Raw genomic sequence first — 18,385 nt, 5'->3', positions numbered from 1 at the left:
GGTTTTAAGAGATCTGGGTTTCCAGGTCTCTTTTTTGTGGAAAAGTGGAAAATGGAGGTTTATTTTTCTAAAATAGGGAGAAAGACGAAAAAGGAGCCGGTGGAATCATGGATGAACGAAAAATTCCGTTGCTAGTAGCAAAACGATTTTTTAACGAACGGTATTATGACCAATCCGCCCAAACCGCTTATTATTTCATGTTGTCGTTTATTCCGTTTTTAATGTTTATGTTTTCGCTCATTCGCTTTTTCCCTATCAACCAAAACGACTTTTTGGAGATCATTGAGCCCTATGCTCCGAAAAATACTTATGCATTTATTCGCCAAACGGTCGATCAAATCATGAACCAACAACCATCCCATGTTTTTTCATATAGTTTGATCGCCTCTTTTTGGATTGCCTCCGTGGCCGTTCAGTCGTTAGTCCGTTCATTAAATGATGCCTACCATATACGGAGGCGTAAATCATTTTTAGGAGGCCTTGTCAACGATCTTGTTTTAACATTCGGCCTAATGGTGATGTTGACTTCTTCCTTGTTCTTGCCCATTTTGGAAAATATCGTTCTGAGGATGTTCGATCAAACGATTTCTTTTCCATTTAATTGGTATCCATGGTGGTATATTTTAAGATGGGGAATAGGAACGGTATTTCTTTTCGGTTTTTTTCTCTTTTTTTATCATGCTGTTCCGAGCAAGCGCGTTTTATGGAAAGAGGCTTTGCCAGGTGCGATTTTTGCAACTATTGGTTGGCAAGGAGCCTCTATTGGTTTCGCTTTCTACGTCAGTTTAGGGGGATATACCAAAATTTACGGTCAATTAGGAAGTATTATCGTTCTTCTTATTTGGTTTTATTTAACGGCGGCTGTCATTTTGATCGGCGGATTATTGAATGCAACCATTTTGGAGCATCCTGTTTCAGAAAAGTAAAGATAAAAGGTCCGAGCGCTCTGAAAAAAGTGATTGTAGCTGTTGCCGGGATTCAAGCTGCATTTTTGTTTTTCTTATGAGACCCTAACGAATGTTTATTGATACTGTTTTCGTTTGACCGTGAGCCAAGGACGCTCGTCTTCCCAATGGACGCGAACGGGAATGGAAAAAGCTTCTGACAACACGTCGTCGGTCAGTACATCCTCTTTTGCTCCCGCAGCGATGACACGACCGTTTTCCAGAACAAGGACGTGGCTGATCGTTGGGATGATTTCCTCGATATGGTGGGTTACGTAAATAAGGTGGAGCTTCTTTTCTATGATAGTTTCTTGAACGGCGTTCAGCAATTCTTCGCGAGCACGGATATCCAATCCGCTGCATGGTTCGTCTAAAATGAGGATTTCAGGATTAGCCATAAACGCTCTGGCGATAAGGACACGCATTTTTTCTCCTTGGGAAAGAGATTGGTAAGCGCTCCCTTTTAAATAGCCGATTCGGAATTGTTCCATGAAAGCATCAGCTTGATCCAAGTCTTCATGGCTGACTTGTTCGTACAATCCGATGGAAGCAAATTTTCCGCTCAAAACGATTTCTTCTACTGATTCATTTTTCAAAACATCATCAAAGCGACTAAGCGAATGGCTGACGATTCCGATTTTTTTTCGCAGTTCGGGGATATTCGTTTCGCCAAAACGTTCCCCCAAAACGACAACTTCTCCTTTCGTAGGATACTGGTAGCCGCAAACAATATTCAATAAAGACGTTTTTCCAGAGCCGTTTAACCCGAGCACCGCCCATTGTTCTCCGGATGAGATCTCCCAGTTGATCGAGTCCAAAATGGTTCGGTTTCCTCTTTGCCAACTTACATTTTTAAGCGAGACGAGTTTTTTCATCGTTTTTCCCCTTTTCCAACCTTCATTCAAAAAAATTGTAGCAAAAAAGATTTGTAATTAAAAGAAAATTCCGTTAAATAAAAGGGGTTCCTCCAACGGTAAAGCATATTCAAATACTTTAAGAAACAGGGCCAACTAACTGTTTCACATGATTTGTCATTTACTTTCTAAAGTAAATATATGGGAGAACAATAACAAAAGGTTCAGAAAAACTTTTCAGTGACCGAAAGATGAAGAGATATTGAAGAATACTACGGAGATTCTTCCTTGTTATTTGGCAAATGAATTTCGGAAATTTGCCAATCTTCCATCCGCAAGAAGCAGATTTCTAAAATACCGTCTTGAAATTCAGCTTTAGCTCCTTTGCGTTTGACAAGCGCTGGTAAAACAATTTCTTGTCGTTCCCCCATTTCCGGGACATTATAAATGATCGCTTTTTGGGAAGTATGATGAATTTTCAAATGTTGCAGCCACTCTTCCTTGAGTCGCAGCCGAAGGAATACATAGTCAAACGTTTCAAAAACCTCGATAGGGATTGGAGGAGAGGGAGGAGATGTTTCTTTTTCTGGAGAAGGAGGATCTTGCTTTTCGAATTGTGAAGAGAATGGATGGGTTTGCTGCCAATTAGGAGGGATGGTTTTCTTCATCATTTCTTGTATAAACTGTTCTACGTCGGCTGGGTTGAGTTGTTTCATCCAGTCATTAGGGAGGTTTTCATTCGAAAAAAACCAGTTCCACGGAAACATGCCAATCCCCCTCGAATTCCATATTCGTTCTTCATATCTTATGTCTTGAGCCTAGGAAACGTTCAGATGGTGTTGATTGAGGAGCGGGTAAAAAAGGAAAAAACGGAATAAAGCAGAAAAAAAGATAGCCAATTTTATTTGTTCTATAAAAATTAATAATTTTGTCAAAAAGGATTGATTTTTAAAGAAAGAGTAGTAAGATGGTACATGAAAAAAATTAAACTTATTTCAGAAAAAAGGGAATAGAAGGTGAAAAAATTATTTCAGAATAATCAGGATGTTGTTACGAATTTCACAAATTGATCAATATGAAAATGAGAAGATCATTGGTCAAATCAATGAAGACAATTAGACGAAAAAGAAAGGATATTCTTTCAATTTTTACTTTAGCGTGGTAAAATGGACTTGTAAGCGTTTTTAATTATTTTTGGAATAATTTATGAATGTGGGATGACGAGAAAATCAATAACAGGACGTTACGGTTGGAGGTTTTGCATGATGAACACACAAACATCAAACCAAAGGGGACCGTGGAACCGCTTTTCTGGGCCTAACCTCGGTTATATCATGGAGATGTATGAAAAATATTTAGAAGATCCAGAAAGTATTGACTCGGATCTTAAAGAATTATTCAACCAGTGGGGAGCTCCGGTTGTCGAAGAGGGATGGGAACAATCTGCACCTAGAACGGGAACGTTTCGTCCGGCTCCGCAAGGACAAGTGGATTATCACAAAATTGTTGCTGCTGTGAAGCTGGCCGATAATATCCGCTTTTACGGTCACCTCGCGGCGGATATCAATCCTTTAAATGATCGAAATAAAGATTCACGTCGAATTGAATTAGAAGAATTTCAACTGACGGAAGAGGATTTAAAAAATATTCCGGTTGAATTTATTTGTCCAAACGCACCTTCTCATGTCCAAAACGGACTCGATGCCATCAATCATTTAAAGAAAGTTTATACGGATAAACTTGCTTTTGAATTTGCCCAAGTTCATGAAATGGAAGAAAGAAATTGGCTTCGTCAAAAAGTGGAATCAGGAAGCTTTTATCCATCTTTAAATAAAGAAGAAAAGATACAATTATTAAAGCGCTTAACGGAAGTGGAAGGCTTTGAAAAGTTTTTGCACCGTACGTTTGTTGGTCAAAAACGGTTTTCTATTGAAGGCTTGGATGTGATGGTTCCACTGATTGACGAGTTAATTCGAAAAGCAGTATCAAAAGGGGCAGAAAGCATCAATATTGGCATGGCCCACCGCGGACGTCTGAATGTGCTGGCTCACATTCTCGGTAAACCTTACGAAATGATTTTTGCTGAATTTCAGCATTCTCCTAGCAAAAAATTAATACCTTCTGAAGGATCCATCGGAATTACATACGGTTGGACTGGTGACGTAAAATACCATCTTGGCGCCGATCGCCGTGTAAAAGAAAGCAACCAAGGACAAACACGGATCACGTTAGCCAACAATCCAAGCCACTTAGAAGTGGTAGATCCGGTTGTAGCAGGCTATACAAGAGCTGCGCAAGAAGATCGAACTCAACCTGGCTACCCAAAACAGGATGTAAAAAAATCTTTGACGATTATGATTCATGGAGACGCCGCTTTTCCGGGAGAAGGCATCGTGGCTGAAACATTGAACTTAAGCCGATTGCCTGGTTATCAAACAGGTGGTTCGATTCATGTAATCGCCAACAATATGATCGGATTTACAACAGAAAGCTACGATTCTCGATCCACACGATATGCTTCTGATATTGCGAAAGGCTTTGAAATGCCAATTGTACACGTGAACGCAGACGATCCTGAAGCTTGTCTAGCGGCGGCCATTTTAGCTTTTGAATATCGAAATACGTTCCATAAAGATTTTGTAATCGATTTAGTTGGATACCGGCGTTTTGGACATAATGAAATGGATGAACCGATGGCGACAAACCCAACCTTATATAAAATCATACAAAACCATCCAACAGTCCGAGCCATATATGCCGATCAGTTAGTTAATGAAGGGTTGATTCAAAAAGATCTGGCTTCAAAATTTGAAAAAGAAGTTGTGGATAAACTGAAAGCAGCGTATGAAAAAGTGCCGAAGAAGGATGAAAACCCGGATATTGTGATGAATCCGCCTATACAGGTGGAAAACCTTCTGCCTAATCCACAAGAAGAAATTGACGAAAATATATTGAGAGAAATTAACCAACAATTATTAGAATGGCCGAAAGATTTTCACGTATTCAACAAATTAGAGAAAATTTTAAAACGCCGTGAGGGAGTTTTTGAAGGCAAAGGGAAAATCGACTGGGCCCATGCAGAAACATTGGCGTTCGCAACCATTCTACGAGATGGAACACCTATCCGTCTTACAGGCCAAGATTCTGAGCGCGGTACGTTTGCGCAGCGGCATCTCGTTCTTCATGATATGGAAACAGGTGAAAAATATATCCCGTTGCACCATATTAAAGGTGCGAAAGCTTCATTTGTCGTTCACAACAGTCCTTTGACAGAAGCAGCTGTTGTAGGATTTGAATACGGATATAACGTGTTTGCGCCTGAAACGCTCGTTTTATGGGAAGCTCAATTTGGAGATTTTGCCAATATGGCCCAAGTGATGTTTGATCAATTTATTTCTTCCGGAAGAGCGAAATGGGGGCAAAAATCGGGACTTGTGATGCTTTTGCCGCACGGATATGAGGGCCAAGGCCCTGAGCATTCCAGCGGACGTGTTGAACGTTTCTTGCAGCTGGCTGCCGAAAACAACTGGACGGTTGCAAACTTGACGAGTACAGCTCAATATTTCCATATTTTACGACGTCAGGCAGCCGTTTTGAGAAAAGAAGAAGTAAGACCGTTAGTGATCATGACGCCAAAAAGCTTACTTCGCCATCCTTTGGCTGCATCTACCGTAGAAGAGCTTGCCCATGGCCATTTTAGTCCAATATTGGAGCAAAGCGGCTTAGGTGAAAAACCAAATAAAGTAGAACGTATTGTTCTATGCAGCGGAAAAATTGCGATTGATTTGGCTGAGCAATTGGATAAAGAAGAAAATCTTGATTGGCTTCATATTTTGAGAGTGGAAGAATTATACCCATTCCCTAGAGAAGAAATTAAAGAAGTGTTATCACGTTATCAAAATGTCAAAGAACTTGTATGGGTTCAAGAAGAACCGCAAAACATGGGTGGATGGTCTTATGTGGATCCTCGTTTAAGAGACATAGCTCCAGAAGGAGTGGAAGTTCGCTATATTGGACGGAGAAGACGTTCAAGCCCGTCTGTTGGAGATCCTGTCGTCCATCGAAAAGAACAAGATCATATTATTAAACAAGCGTTAACAAGACCATAAAACACTTTCATGCCGGTCTTTCCCCTATGGCCTATTTACGGGGGAAGATTGCGGATGCCTCCTAGGAATAAAACTTTGACTGGATGGTTTTGTCATAGATCCAGGAGGCATATCGTTTCCATTCTCCTTTTTTAGGATGATGGTGGTTCTTTTGAATAAAAAAGCTTTGGAAGGAAATTAGGAGGAGGACATCACAGTGGCTGAAATTAAAGTTCCCGAATTGGCAGAATCGATTACTGAAGGTACTATCGCACAATGGCTTAAAAAGCCTGGAGATACGGTTGAAAAGGGAGAATATATAGTTGAACTAGAAACAGATAAAGTAAATGTAGAAGTGATCAGCGAAGAATCAGGAGTTATTACAGAATTAAAAGCGAATGAAGGAGATACGGTAGAAGTTGGTCAAGTGATAGCTGTGGTGGAAGAAGGTGCTGCTGCTCCTGCTCCAGCCCCACAAGAACCAAAAGCAGAAGAACCAAAAGAAGCTCCAAAAGCAGAGGCACCAAAACAAGAAGTAAAACAAGAATCTGTAGCGATCAAAGACGATGGTCCAAAAGAACGGCCGATTGCTTCACCAGCCGCTAGGAAATTGGCCCGCGAAAAAGGAATCGACTTGTCTCAAGTCCCTACTATCGATCCGTTAGGCCGCGTTCGCAAACAAGACGTAGAATATTTTGCCAACCAACCAAAAGCCGAAGCGAAACCTGCGCCTGCGGTTTCGCAAGCAGCGCCTCAACAAAACACAGCAGCAGTTCAGGATGAAAAACCGGTCGTTCGAGAGCGTATGAGCCGCCGTCGACAAACCATTGCGAAACGCCTTGTTGAAGTGACCAATACCGCTGCCATGCTGACAACCTTTAATGAAGTCGACATGACGGCTGTAATGGACCTCCGCAAACGGTATAAAGAAAAATTCATTCAAGAATATGATGTACGTCTAGGATTTATGTCTTTCTTTACAAAAGCCGTCGTGGCGGCATTGAAAAAATATCCTTATGTCAATGCAGAAATTCAAGGCGACGAAATTTTACTCAAAAAATATTATGATATCGGCGTAGCCGTTTCAACAGATGACGGTTTGATCGTTCCAGTTGTCCGCGACTGCGATCGTAAAAACTTCGCAGAAATCGAAAGAGACATTGCAGATTTAGCTGAAAAAGCACGCAATAAAAAATTATCGCTTAACGATCTGCAGGGCGGAACCTTTACGATTACAAACGGCGGAGTATTTGGTTCACTCATGTCCACTCCTATCATTAATGGTAATCAAGTGGGAATTTTAGGAATGCACACGATTCAACTTCGACCAGTTGCCATTGATAAAGATCGGATTGAAAACCGCCCGATGATGTATATCGCCCTTTCATACGACCATCGAATTATTGATGGAAGAGACGCTGTCGGATTCTTGAAAACTGTAAAAGAACTTTTGGAAAATCCAGAATCCCTGCTTTTAGAAGGCTGATCTCTTTTAAAAAATCGATTAAGGCTGAATTTTTATGCGCAGTTTATGAAAGGAAATTCGTTTACTCTGTTTATGCGACCAGACAAAAGATGCCGCCATGAGAGCGGCATCTTTTTTGAATGTGCGCCCGGCATGTACATGAACTATAGGGTGTAAGTCCCGAACCCCGAAGACAGAAGTAGAGGTTAGCCAAGAGCAAGGGTGTCCGTGGTGACGCGGAATCTGAAGGAAGCTGGAGGCAAAACACCGGTCCGAGGAACACGAACCTCATATAAGGCTAGGTATGATGGAGTGAGTTTGCATAACAAAACAAAGCTCTTTCTGTCGAAGGTCATATCGAGTAAATGAGGCGGATAGATGGTGTGAAAGTGCATGTACTTACCCGGGGAGGTCTGGCGGATATGTGAAGTACTCTTCATAACCTACTTAGTGATAAGTAGCTGAACCGTCAGAAGTCAGCAGAGGTCATAGTATTAGTTGGTCTAGAACAACTAAGAAGGACCGAACAATTAAGAGAGAATAGCCCTTGGTATTCAGTGAGTCATGATGAACACAGAAAACGTAGTACCTCACTTGAGGGAGGAAGCGGTGAATCCCGTGGGAGACCTCTTGGAGGGTGGAGTGACCACTGGCATAAAGAGAACAGCTATTCACGGAAGTTATAAAGACTTGCGTCAATTATCTTAATTGAACCGCCGTATACGGAACCGTACGTACGGTGGTGTGAGAGGACGGGAGTTAATCGCTCCCTCCTACTCGATTCATTCATATTTTTTGATTTATGCTTTGCCATTGTGACAGCTTGGGGTCACTCCGTAACGTTTTGTTTTCTGGTTCGAAGGCTTGTGCGGCACAAGAACACCATCTTTTTTTGTGAAAAATGGTGAAGGAACAACTTGAGATGTGACAAATAAAAAAGATGGCCCGTGAAAGACCATCTTCTCATTCCGTTTATTCCATATTGCTGCACTAGTATCGTGCAGGATTTAATCCCCTCCGTTTGACTTCCTTCTTTAATAATTCAATCCATTCACGTTCCTGACCTTTTTTTAATGCGTCGCGATAGGCTGCCACCAATTGTTCATTGCTCATGATTTTCAATGACAAAACCCCTCTCGGAAAGGATTTATAATATAGAATCATCTATATTGTCTGATATTTTAACAAATTATGATTTCGTTTGCAAAGGAAAATTCGGGGAAATTTTGAAAAATAAAAGGTGGAAAAAAATCGAAAAAGCAAAAAAGTACAAGCGATTTCTATGCCGCCAAGGCGTCTTTTTCAGTCGAACTCCTTGTATTGAACAGAAAAAGGGGTCATATGGTAAAATGAGAATATCAGGAACGAACGGAAAGGAGTGATGGCAATGCATATTTATACAAGCGAAGAGATTCGACGAGTGGACTCATTGGCAGAATCCAACGGCATGTCGCCGTTTACATTAATGGAAAATGCTGGAAGAGAAATATTTCGATTATTGCTTCCACACATTCATAAACAAGATCGAGTTCTGATTTTATCAGGGCGAGGCAACAACGGAGGAGACGGCATCGTCCTTGCACGCTATTTAAAGCTAAATGGAATTAAGGCCGACTTGGTCTTTCCTGTGGGAATGCCTAAAACGGCGCCGGCTATCCAGCATTTTGAATATTTCCGTTCGCTCGGATTTGATCAAAGCCCATTTCAACCTGAATTAAAATATGATATGATCATTGACGGAATCTTAGGCGTCGGGGCCAGGCTTCCGATGAAAGAAGATGTAAGGAAAATTTTAAAATGGATAAATGGACAATCTGGGAAAACAGTGGCGATCGATATTCCAACCGGAGTCTTGGCGAATGAAGGGAAATGTGATCAAAATGCTTATCGGGCGGACATGACCATCGTTCTGCACGGATATAAGCCATCGTGTTTTTTGTTCCCGTCTTCCGACTATTACGGAAAACTATACATAGCGGATATTGGATTGCCTCATGAAAGCAAGTGGAAAGTGTGGACAAAAGCGGATGTACTGAAAAGTTGGCCTAAATCGAAGACGAATTCTCATAAAGGGACTTATGGCAACGGTTTATTAATAGCCGGCAGCGATTCGATGCCCGGCAGCGTCGCACTGGCTTCTATCGGAGCGATGAGATTCGGAATCGGAAAACTTTCGGTTGCCACATCGAAACATGCTTCGCTCTTTGTGGGGGCTCAAGTTCCAGAAGCGACTTTTATTTATGAGCCTTTACAAGATATAAAAAAGATGGAAATAGAAAAGAAATTTTCTTGCCTGGCTGTGGGTCCCGGATTAGAACCGGATGATCCATTGGAACAATTGATCACGGAGTTGCTGCCAATGGATATACCTAAAATATTGGATGCCGGTGCCTTGCGTGGTCGCGATTACAGTAAATCCCAAAACCACGTGATTGTGACGCCCCACCCAGGTGAATTTTCACGAATGACCGGTCTGGAAACGAAGTTTATTCAGGAGAACCGTCTTCAAGTGGCTTCTCAATATTCAATGAAACACCGGGTAATAGTCGTGCTGAAGGGGCAGTACACGGTGATTGCGTTTCCTGACGGATCAGGATTGATTAATCTTACAGGAAATCGAGCTCTCTCCAAAGGGGGGAGCGGAGATATTTTGACCGGTATGTTGTTAGCCAGCGTAGGAATTCATTCGAACGTTCAAGCTGCTGTGGCAAATGCTGTATACCTTCATGGGGCTTGTGCTGATCTTTGGGTTCAATCGAACGGCAGCGCTGCGATGACCGCCCATGATTTTCAACGGCTGCTCCCTGTTGTTTGCAAGGAAATGGAAAAAGAATTGGAGGAATGAAGACATGATTCATCTGACGTGGAGAGAAAGACCAACTTTAAAAAGAGTGAAGTGCACCAATACCAATGCTAAAAAGTATATGGTCAACAATGTGTTGACAGTGGGAAAGATTTATGAAGTGAAAAATGAAACAGAAGAATTTTATTTCGTGGTGGATAATACAAACAAAGTGGCAGGATTTTACAAACATTATTTTGAAGAAGTAGAGGCATAAGGGATTGTCCCCAAATCCATTTTTAAACACGGAAACCCGTCGAGATAAAATCATTTTCTCGTCGGGTTTTCTCTATTTCGGGATTTTTTTTGAAGCAAATAGTGGTCCTTTTCCGCCAGTTTCAAATCGGCTGATCGAACAGCCACATTATCAGAAGATATTCACGGAAAGCTTTGACGATTCTCCGTCGCGAATCAATGTTTGTTTTAATCAATAAAAATAGCTACTCAAGAAAATCGCCTCCATTTTTATTGTTAGCAGGACATAATGGAAAAGGCGATATTTTTTCATTTGGCTAAGTTACGTTTTATTGATGATTGCGAAATGGACGAGACTCCCACGGGAACAGCGAGCAAATCGAGACCCACAGAGAGGAAGCTCGAGGATCGCCCGCGGAAAGCGAATGAATTTCGCATCATCAAATAGACTTGTGCAAGCCGTCAACGCCTGCAAGCAGCCCAAATCATGAAGAATCGTTGCAAAACGCCCTTGAACAGGCAGCACGAGCTTGTGATCAAGTAAAAGAAAGCCTCGCAAACCAACAAAATGAAAATACTGCTATGTAACCCGGTGAATAACGGGTTTTTCGCTGCTATAAAATTTATAAAATCATAAAAAGTATTTAGAAAGATAATAATTAGCAGCAATGATTAAATGAGTCCATAAATGAGTTTCCCTTGTAAAAAATAAGGTGAAGAAGAGGATCGAAAAGAAAGTCTCATAACGAAAAAAATAAAATATGAGAAAAAAGAATAGTTTCTTTAATAATAGAAATGAATAATTATAAATTTTTAATAGTCACGAGTGCATTTTTTTGTTAGTATAACTTTGACGCAATTTATTATATAGAATAGAAAATGGACTAATTTACATTTAGAAATAACGGAGGGAGCAGGGGGATGCTTTTTAACGAAAGAATGGCATTGAAAATTCGTTTGGAACAATTAAATAATGTGGAAGTGAAGATTTTTCAGGAGATCCGAAAAGAACGGGAAGAAATTACAAACAGATTAAGAGAATTGGATGCGATGGAAAAAAATCTTCAAGGTGATTGGCCGGTAGAAGCATACTCCCCAAATGAAGCAGCCAACGCTGTTGATTCTGAAAAAAGAATCTTAGGGAGAAGAGAAGAAGTAAGCGAAATGAGAAAAGTGGCAGTCTCCATTTTGAAAGCGCAAAATGAACCGATTCGAGGAGTTGACTTGCAAAGACAGATTGAGGCCGTCACTTCTAGGAAAATCGCGAATATGACTACTTTTATGAAAGCGCTTATGAAAGAAGAACCGCATGTTCAAAAACTGGGAAGAGGATTGTACATTTACGATTATGAAGACTGATTGTTTATACATATGATTCAATTGATCGGTAAAACGGACGATGATGCCAACAGCTTAGGCTGATTACGGATGTAATCAGCTTTTTTGTTGTGGTCAAATATAATGGTCTTATGATTTTAAAGAATCTCCTGTATCATCTTTTAAATAGAATGCACGTTTGCCGACCGATCTCTTACCGTTTTAAAGCGGGCCTTACAAATAGTCTTGTTTCTTTTGGCAAGGTATAATAAAGTGTAAATTGGTTTATTCACGTCTTTTTCTTTTCAGCGTCTAGATTGAATGGAAAATATTTCAATTTAGAATGTATCAACGCTTTTTTGATAGGTGATGAAAGCAAGATATCCATCACTTAAATCTGTTATTGGTCATTTAATGAATGAAACTGTGCAAAATGCTTCATAGAAAGGATCGAGATAAATGAGTTCTATAGAATATTTGCCGCAGCCGGTTCAAGAAGAAATTCACAAACGGTCACAGCGGTTTAAAAATAAGGAACAGCAGACAAAAATACGATACAATGCCGAAGATCCGGCTATTTTTGTTGACGCAGCCATCGCATTGGCAATGGGGAAAAATATATTATTGAAAGGACCGACTGGTTCAGGGAAGACAAGACTGGCAGAGACGTTGGCGTCATTATTTTCGCAGCCGATGCACAGCATCAATTGTTCGGTGGATCTCGATGCAGAAGCAATGCTTGGATTTAAGACGATTCAGGAAAAAAACGGAAAACAAGTCATTGAATTTATTCCAGGCCCCGTTATCCAAGCGATGACAAAAGGGCATTTATTATATATAGATGAAATTAATATGGCCAAACCGGAAACACTTCCGATATTAAACGGAGTTCTTGACTACAGACGAACCATTACAAACCCTTTTACCGGCGAAGTCGTCAAAGCGGATCATGATTTTGGCGTCATCGCTGCCATTAATGAAGGATATATCGGAACGACGCCATTAAATGAAGCTCTCAAAAACCGATTTGTCATGATTGAAGTACCTTATATTAGCGGAGAAACGTTAAAAAAGGTGTTGCTTGATCAAAGCCTCCTGAAAGAGGAACGAAAGATTGATCAATTTGTGGCCCTTTCTTCCGATTTAATCGAGCAAGCCAAAAACGGAATTATTTCAGAAGAGGCGGCTTCCATTCGAGCATTGATTGATGCCTGTGATTTAGCCGTTTTTCTGCCGCCGATTCGCGCCATTAAGCGAGCGATTATAGATAAATTGGAAGATGAGAGAGAAAAAGCAGCGGTTCAAAACATCGCTGAGACGATATTCGGGTAGGGATGGATATGGAGCGGTTTATCCAATTTAACGATGAAAAAATCGATTCATTTTTATATATGCAACTGACCGACTTGGCGAAGACGTTATCGAAAAATAAAGAAATGGAAGTGGAATTCGGTCCGTTTTCCTACCTTGATAGAGGCCAACAAAAAGTTTTTGTAAGCTATTTTTGGGATCATCGGCCGGCGTTTGATAAAGTCAATGGACTGAAGAGCGATGTGTATTTAAGAGCCATTGGCAGCTTGCATTATACGGACTATGAACAAGTCCGACAGTATGTAAGAGAGGTAAAAAAGACATCCATTTCTTCTTTTGCCAAACAACTGTTAGTGCTTGCTGAAGATTTGCGTCTTGAAGATATTTGCACGCGTCTTAGACCGGGTACAAAACGTTCTTTTGCCATCCGTCGAAAATTATATAAACAGCATTTTCGAACACAGATGAATGCCAATTTAGTCAAGAGTGTCCTGACAGATGCTTTGTTTTGCAAGATTTATCTTATGCTGAATGCAGAGTCGCCTTTGGAAGCTGCCGGGAGTCTTGGTGAAAAGCTGGATTCGGTATTTCCGTTTATTGAACAAACGTTATTACCTATTTTGGATGCGAATTCTACAAGCGACGTTAGCCGCCGTTGTTTGCAAGTGGTAGAAGTTCTTGATGAACTGTTGGAAAAAGACATGCTGAATGAGTATTTTCACCTGCCGGAAACTGTTTTCCAATTAGAAGATGAGTTATCCTGGAAGGACGTAAAAAGAATGGATCCGTTGGAATGTCATAACCGGACTGAGAAAAAGAATGATGATGAAGACTTGATGGAGGAACAGTTTCAAACTTGGCATCGGGAAACAAAAGACAAAGGAAAATCGTTTCTTCAGTTTGATTTAGACCAAGGTTCAAAGAGCGATCTGCTGGGAGATGGTGTTCGCGAAGGAGATGTGGAGGACCAAGCTCTCGGCATCGTCCAAGGATCATCGCAAAAATCCTCTCGCCATGATTTTTTCTCGCTTGAGGCCGAACAAATGCGGGATACGAAAAAACAAACAGGTAAAGCCGAATATGGAAAGGAAAATCGTTTTGCCTATCCAGTGTTTAAAAGAGCAGCCATTCCGCGTCAGGAAGAGATTCTCCATTATCAACAACTGAAATCCTCCATCGCTCCTCTTAAGAAAAAGCTAAAAAAATTGATTACAGAAATATTGGAGCGTAAAAATAGTCATCCTCGGAACCATTTGCATTTTGGACGATTGGACAAAAATCTTCTTCGCTATTTTTTGGAGGAACAGCCAAGACTCTTTTATAAAAAGCACCAGCCCTCATGGGAGATTGATGCTGCTTTTGCCCTTCTGGTCGATTGTTCTGCTTCCATGGAAGATAAAATGAACGAGACAAAGGTGGGAATTACACTGTTTCATGAGGCGCTAAAATCCGTGAAAGTACCTCATGAGATCGCCGGTTTTTGGGAAGATGCGAATGAAGCCATTCCCGAGCGTCAGCCCAATTATTTGCAAACGGTGATCGATTATTCCTCCTCTTTAAATCCAGCAAGCGGACCCGAAATTTTGCAATTGAATGCTGAAGAAGACAACCGGGACGGTTTTGCCATTCGCATCATGACAGAACGAATCCTTCGTCGTTCTGAAAAACAAAAATTTCTGCTTGTTTTTTCGGATGGGGAGCCGGCTGCCTTGAATTACGCTCAAAATGGAATCATCGATACCCATGAAGCCGTTGTGGAAGCCCGAAAACAAGGGATCGAGGTGATCAACGTGTTTCTCTCCAAAGGCGGGATTGAGGAAGGGCAAAAAAAGACGATTGAAAACATTTATGGGAAATATACCGTTCTTGTCTCTAATGTGGAAGAATTGCCGGATGTCTTGTTTCCGTTGTTGCGAAAACTGCTTATTCAAAGCATTTAATTTCAACGTACACATGTGCGCCAGATCTTTCTAGTTATTTTTAGAGTTACGGTTGACATGAAAGTTTCTTCTTTAAATCGATTGAAATGCCTATTAAGATGGAGGCGAAATACTTGCTATTGGCAAAAAGAATTCCTTCTTGAATCATCAATCAATCGGTATAAAAAGCGGATTTGGCGCGCAGCTGATATCTTGTTCATGTCCAATTTTGGCTAGAGAAGAGGGAGATAATCAGATGGAACATATGAAACAAATATTGCGACAAATAGATGGAAAAGGCTATTCTTCCTACCAGCGATTACGCGGAGAGTACCGTTTTCCGGATTATACGCTCATCGTCGACCATGTCCAAAAAGACCCGTTTGCGACTCCGACGAAAATCCGGTTAATCGTTCCACTTCAAAAGTTGAATTTAAAAAAGGATCATTACAGTCCGAAGAGACGAAAGATCTATTGTGAAGATTTATTGGCGCGGAGAATAGCCCATTCATTAAAGAAAAGACGACAGACAGGAATGGGATCTGGAAAAAGCGGACAAATTCGTATTGACGTTCCGGGACAAGAAATTTTAGAAAGAACCGCTGTTCAGATTCATCAAACGCTTTCTATTTGCTTAACAGTGGGGCTGCCGGCGCGTGGCAGAACGATTTTAGGAAGAGAAGCGGAAACCATTTTCTTTCAAGATCTTCCGAAAATCGTGAAAGAAGCAGTCTATTCCGCTTCAAAAGCTGATTTTGACCAAGTGGTTCGATTATGTGACCAGCAATTTGCCATCCGCAAATGGATGAAAGAACATGATTATATTGCTTTTATTGCCAACGGATCGATTTTGCCGCGCGAGAGCGGGATAAGCGATTTGCCGGTGTCGAAAGAAAAGGCCATACCCTTTAAGAGTCCGAAAGAACTGGAAGTGAGCATTTCGCTTCCTCATCGTACGGAACCCATTGTGGGGATGGGAATTAAGAAAGGGGTGACATTGATCGTCGGCGGCGGTTTCCATGGCAAAAGCACGCTGCTTCAAGCAATTGAAAAAGGAATTTATAACCATATTGAAGGGGATGGCAGAGAGTTTGTCTTAACGGATGAAACCGCCGTGAAAATTCGGTCGGAAGATGGAAGAAGCGTGGCGTCGGTCAATATCGAACCTTTTATTCAAAATCTTCCTTTTGAAAAAGATACATTGCATTTTAGCACCGAAAATGCGAGTGGAAGTACGTCGCAAGCCGCCAATATTATGGAATCATTAGAAGCCGGTGCCAAAGTTCTTTTAATGGACGAGGATACTTCTGCGACTAATTTCATGATCCGTGATGCCAGAATGCAGGCCCTTATTTCGAAAGAACACGAACCGATCACGCCATTTGTAGATAAGGTACGTTCATTATTTACACAACATGGAGTGTCCACCATTCTCGTATTAGGTGGTTCAGGAGACTACTTGGATGTGGCCGATGTTGTCATAAAAATGGATCACTACTTGCCGTTTGATGTAACCAAGCAAGCAAAAGAAATTGCCAAACGTTTTTCTACTCAGCGTATTCGAGAAGGTGGAGAAACATTTGGAGAATTTCAAAGCCGCATCCCGTTGCCTCAATCGCTAAACTGCAGGAAAGGAAAAAAAGAGAAGGCAGCGGCAAAAGGAAAATACGAAATTCTGTACGGTCATGAATCCGTCTCTCTTCAAGCGGTGGAACAAATTGTCCATCCTAGCCAGACAGCTATGATCGCAGAAATTCTCCATTGGATAGAAAAAAAGGGATTTTTGAAAAAAAGAATGACTGTTTCTGAACTCCTGTTGATCGTGGAAAGAAAAATGAATGAGGAGGGGCTTGCTTCTTTTTCAAGCTTCCCGAAAAACCCCGGTGAACTAGCACGGCCGAGAGCATTGGAAATTGCTGCTGCTCTCAATCGGATGCGATCATTAAAAATTCATTGTTGAATCATAGAATATTTTTAAATAATATATTACTCAACTTTCGCACACAGTAATATTTAAGCATTGCTTGATATAATTAGGTATAGTGGCCAACCATTTATTCATTTGATTTTTAAAGATGTCCATGTTCAAAGAAACCTCGGCTTCCGCCAAAGTTTGGAAAAGGTCAATAAGTGATTGAAGGGCAGTAATAAAATCTATGTCTTTTACATCTTCGCAAAGGATGTAAAAAAGGTTGCCAATCGTCTTAGGATCCTCCTCTTTTCGCATTTGCCAAGCAATGAGAATATATCGTGTAAAAACAATGGTTGTATGGCTAATTAACATGTCGTAGGAACGTCCCTGGAATTCTTTCTCTAAATTTAAAAGGGATTTATTGCATTTGAAGAAGACTTCAATGTCCCAACGCATGCCGTAAATACGAATGATCTCTTCATTTTCTAATGTTGTATCTGTGCTGAGAATGGCAAGCCATTCGCTCCGTTTATTACGGTTTCGTACAAATAGAATTTTTACTGGAATTCCATTGTCTAAAGTAGCATAAACGGATCCGCGAATGTCTTTTTTACCCATGTGAGGTTTTGCCAATTTGTAAAGTTGATTCAGTGTGAAACGTTCACCATTGTAAACGTATCGCTGCTTTAATTGCTTCACCAAGCCAATGACAAATAACCCTTTGTTCGTAATCTTCTCAATTAAAGGCGCTTGTGTAAACCAGGAATCCATGAGAACATAGTCAGCTATAATCCCTTTTTCAAGCGCATGATCAAGTAAAGCTGAAGCCACGTCCGGTTTTGATTTCAGAGCTTCCTGGCGACGCTTATAGCCAGATGTTCGTTTATCAATATTGGTATTGATTTCTTGCAGGCGATTTTCCTTTTTCGGTGAACTTAGAAGAGCAAAATCAACGGGAATAAAAGTAAAACTATCGGTCCAGCCAAGGGTAAGCATTTGAAACCCTTTCAAGTACTGATGGGTAGAGTGATCAAAAACCTTAGCCAACAGTTCAACCGACTTACTACGGTTTCTTGAAAAGACAGAATCATCAATCACAAAAGCTGTGACACGATCTTTTGAAGTTAATGGTTGAAGCAGACGGATCATTTCACTGCTTAATGAAAGCAGAAACTTTCTCCAATGATAGGTTGGTGTATTTAAAAAGCGATAGACTGTATCCTTTCCGGGCAGATCCTGAGATCGTTTACTCATAAAAGCACGAAACCAGTTCTTATATTGGAAGACTAAAAGAAAAATCAGTTTGAAAACAGTAAGACAAGAATACCCGGAAAGTTTCGTAATATTCGCTTTTCTTAAATGATATCCAATATTTAATTCGGAAAATCCTTGTTTAATTTCTTTTGGTAATTGCGCAAAGTAGTCTTTATTCGTTATCATAGTGGTGACACCTTTCTTTTGGATTTGGTTTCGTCACCAATATTTTACCAAAAGAATAGGTGTCTTTCTTTATGTTTTAAAAAATGTCAAATGATAAT

13 protein-coding genes are annotated in these 18,385 nt (G+C 40.7%); 9 read left to right on the top strand and 4 right to left on the bottom strand.

Translation table 11 applies throughout. The features are described 5' to 3' along the window. The first annotated feature begins 107 nt into the window (after nucleotides 1-107). A complete protein-coding gene (locus NST81_RS10045) occupies nucleotides 108-926 on the top strand; it encodes a YihY/virulence factor BrkB family protein (RefSeq protein WP_004439822.1) in 819 nt (272 codons plus the stop codon). A 95-nt stretch (nucleotides 927-1,021) separates the two neighbouring features. On the opposite strand, the gene NST81_RS10040 is transcribed toward NST81_RS10045, so the two are convergent. Both NST81_RS10040 and NST81_RS10035 read right to left on the bottom strand, forming a co-directional pair. Beyond that, the gene (locus NST81_RS10040; protein ID WP_048623438.1) at nucleotides 1,022-1,819 is read right to left on the bottom strand and encodes an ABC transporter ATP-binding protein; all 798 of its coding nucleotides are present in this window, start codon (nucleotides 1,817-1,819) and stop codon (nucleotides 1,022-1,024) included. Between the two features lie 251 nt (nucleotides 1,820-2,070). Then, nucleotides 2,071-2,565, bottom strand: coding sequence for a hypothetical protein (locus NST81_RS10035; RefSeq protein ID WP_048623437.1), 495 nt, complete (start codon nucleotides 2,563-2,565; stop codon nucleotides 2,071-2,073). Nucleotides 2,566-3,063: 498 nt separating this feature from the next. Here NST81_RS10035 and sucA point away from each other — a divergent pair, with 498 nt between their 5' ends. Beyond that, nucleotides 3,064-5,907, top strand: coding sequence for a 2-oxoglutarate dehydrogenase E1 component (gene sucA, locus NST81_RS10030; protein WP_048624459.1), 2,844 nt, complete (start codon nucleotides 3,064-3,066; stop codon nucleotides 5,905-5,907). Between the two features lie 196 nt (nucleotides 5,908-6,103). After that, entirely contained in the window at nucleotides 6,104-7,372 is a 1,269-nt protein-coding gene (gene odhB / locus NST81_RS10025; protein ID WP_341029681.1) for a 2-oxoglutarate dehydrogenase complex dihydrolipoyllysine-residue succinyltransferase, read from the top strand. 969 nt (nucleotides 7,373-8,341) lie between these two features. On the opposite strand, the gene sda is transcribed toward odhB, so the two are convergent. Then, entirely contained in the window at nucleotides 8,342-8,464 is a 123-nt protein-coding gene (gene sda, locus NST81_RS10020) for a sporulation histidine kinase inhibitor Sda (RefSeq protein ID WP_307190439.1), read from the bottom strand. A gap of 274 nt (nucleotides 8,465-8,738) precedes the next feature. On the opposite strand from sda, the gene NST81_RS10015 reads away from it, so the two are divergent. From NST81_RS10015 to NST81_RS09990, 6 genes are all read left to right on the top strand, one after another. Next, nucleotides 8,739-10,196, top strand: coding sequence for an NAD(P)H-hydrate dehydratase (locus NST81_RS10015; protein ID WP_341029680.1), 1,458 nt, complete (start codon nucleotides 8,739-8,741; stop codon nucleotides 10,194-10,196). A gap of 4 nt (nucleotides 10,197-10,200) precedes the next feature. Then, entirely contained in the window at nucleotides 10,201-10,410 is a 210-nt protein-coding gene (locus NST81_RS10010) for a DUF6501 family protein (protein WP_270584741.1), read from the top strand. 899 nt (nucleotides 10,411-11,309) lie between these two features. After that, nucleotides 11,310-11,747, top strand: a complete 438-nt coding sequence (locus tag NST81_RS10005; RefSeq protein ID WP_004439798.1) for a Rok-like winged helix domain-containing protein — start codon at nucleotides 11,310-11,312, stop codon at nucleotides 11,745-11,747. Between the two features lie 417 nt (nucleotides 11,748-12,164). Further along, nucleotides 12,165-13,037, top strand: coding sequence for an AAA family ATPase (locus tag NST81_RS10000; protein ID WP_048623434.1), 873 nt, complete (start codon nucleotides 12,165-12,167; stop codon nucleotides 13,035-13,037). Nucleotides 13,038-13,045: 8 nt separating this feature from the next. Next, nucleotides 13,046-14,956 (top strand): vWA domain-containing protein, encoded by a 1,911-nt coding sequence (locus NST81_RS09995; protein WP_048623433.1) that lies wholly within the window; start codon nucleotides 13,046-13,048, stop codon nucleotides 14,954-14,956. 235 nt (nucleotides 14,957-15,191) lie between these two features. Then, nucleotides 15,192-16,895, top strand: coding sequence for an ABC-ATPase domain-containing protein (locus NST81_RS09990; protein ID WP_048623432.1), 1,704 nt, complete (start codon nucleotides 15,192-15,194; stop codon nucleotides 16,893-16,895). A gap of 30 nt (nucleotides 16,896-16,925) precedes the next feature. Here NST81_RS09990 and NST81_RS09985 read toward each other — a convergent pair whose 3' ends face one another. Then, a complete protein-coding gene (locus tag NST81_RS09985) occupies nucleotides 16,926-18,287 on the bottom strand; it encodes an IS4 family transposase (protein WP_341029346.1) in 1,362 nt (453 codons plus the stop codon). Nucleotides 18,288-18,385: the final 98 nt, after the last annotated feature.

The organism is Bacillus sp. FSL W8-0223, from assembly GCF_038006805.1.
GTDB lineage: Bacteria > Bacillota > Bacilli > Bacillales > DSM-4216 > Bacillus_O > Bacillus_O smithii.
This window is presented reverse-complemented; position numbering and strand designations above follow the sequence as displayed.

What these genes read in the sequence shown, in the direction of transcription:
- NST81_RS10045 (WP_004439822.1), top strand. Translation starts at nt 108, where the DNA reads ATGGATGAACGAAAAATTCCGTTGCTAGTAGCAAAACGATTTTTTAAC.
- NST81_RS10040 (WP_048623438.1), bottom strand. Translation starts at nt 1,819, where the DNA reads ATGAAAAAACTCGTCTCGCTTAAAAATGTAAGTTGGCAAAGAGGAAAC.
- NST81_RS10035 (WP_048623437.1), bottom strand. Translation starts at nt 2,565, where the DNA reads ATGTTTCCGTGGAACTGGTTTTTTTCGAATGAAAACCTCCCTAATGAC.
- sucA (WP_048624459.1), top strand. Translation starts at nt 3,064, where the DNA reads ATGAACACACAAACATCAAACCAAAGGGGACCGTGGAACCGCTTTTCT.
- sda (WP_307190439.1), bottom strand. Translation starts at nt 8,464, where the DNA reads ATGAGCAATGAACAATTGGTGGCAGCCTATCGCGACGCATTAAAAAAA.
- NST81_RS10015 (WP_341029680.1), top strand. Translation starts at nt 8,739, where the DNA reads ATGCATATTTATACAAGCGAAGAGATTCGACGAGTGGACTCATTGGCA.
- NST81_RS10010 (WP_270584741.1), top strand. Translation starts at nt 10,201, where the DNA reads ATGATTCATCTGACGTGGAGAGAAAGACCAACTTTAAAAAGAGTGAAG.
- NST81_RS10005 (WP_004439798.1), top strand. Translation starts at nt 11,310, where the DNA reads ATGCTTTTTAACGAAAGAATGGCATTGAAAATTCGTTTGGAACAATTA.
- NST81_RS10000 (WP_048623434.1), top strand. Translation starts at nt 12,165, where the DNA reads ATGAGTTCTATAGAATATTTGCCGCAGCCGGTTCAAGAAGAAATTCAC.
- NST81_RS09995 (WP_048623433.1), top strand. Translation starts at nt 13,046, where the DNA reads ATGGAGCGGTTTATCCAATTTAACGATGAAAAAATCGATTCATTTTTA.
- NST81_RS09990 (WP_048623432.1), top strand. Translation starts at nt 15,192, where the DNA reads ATGGAACATATGAAACAAATATTGCGACAAATAGATGGAAAAGGCTAT.
- NST81_RS09985 (WP_341029346.1), bottom strand. Translation starts at nt 18,287, where the DNA reads ATGATAACGAATAAAGACTACTTTGCGCAATTACCAAAAGAAATTAAA.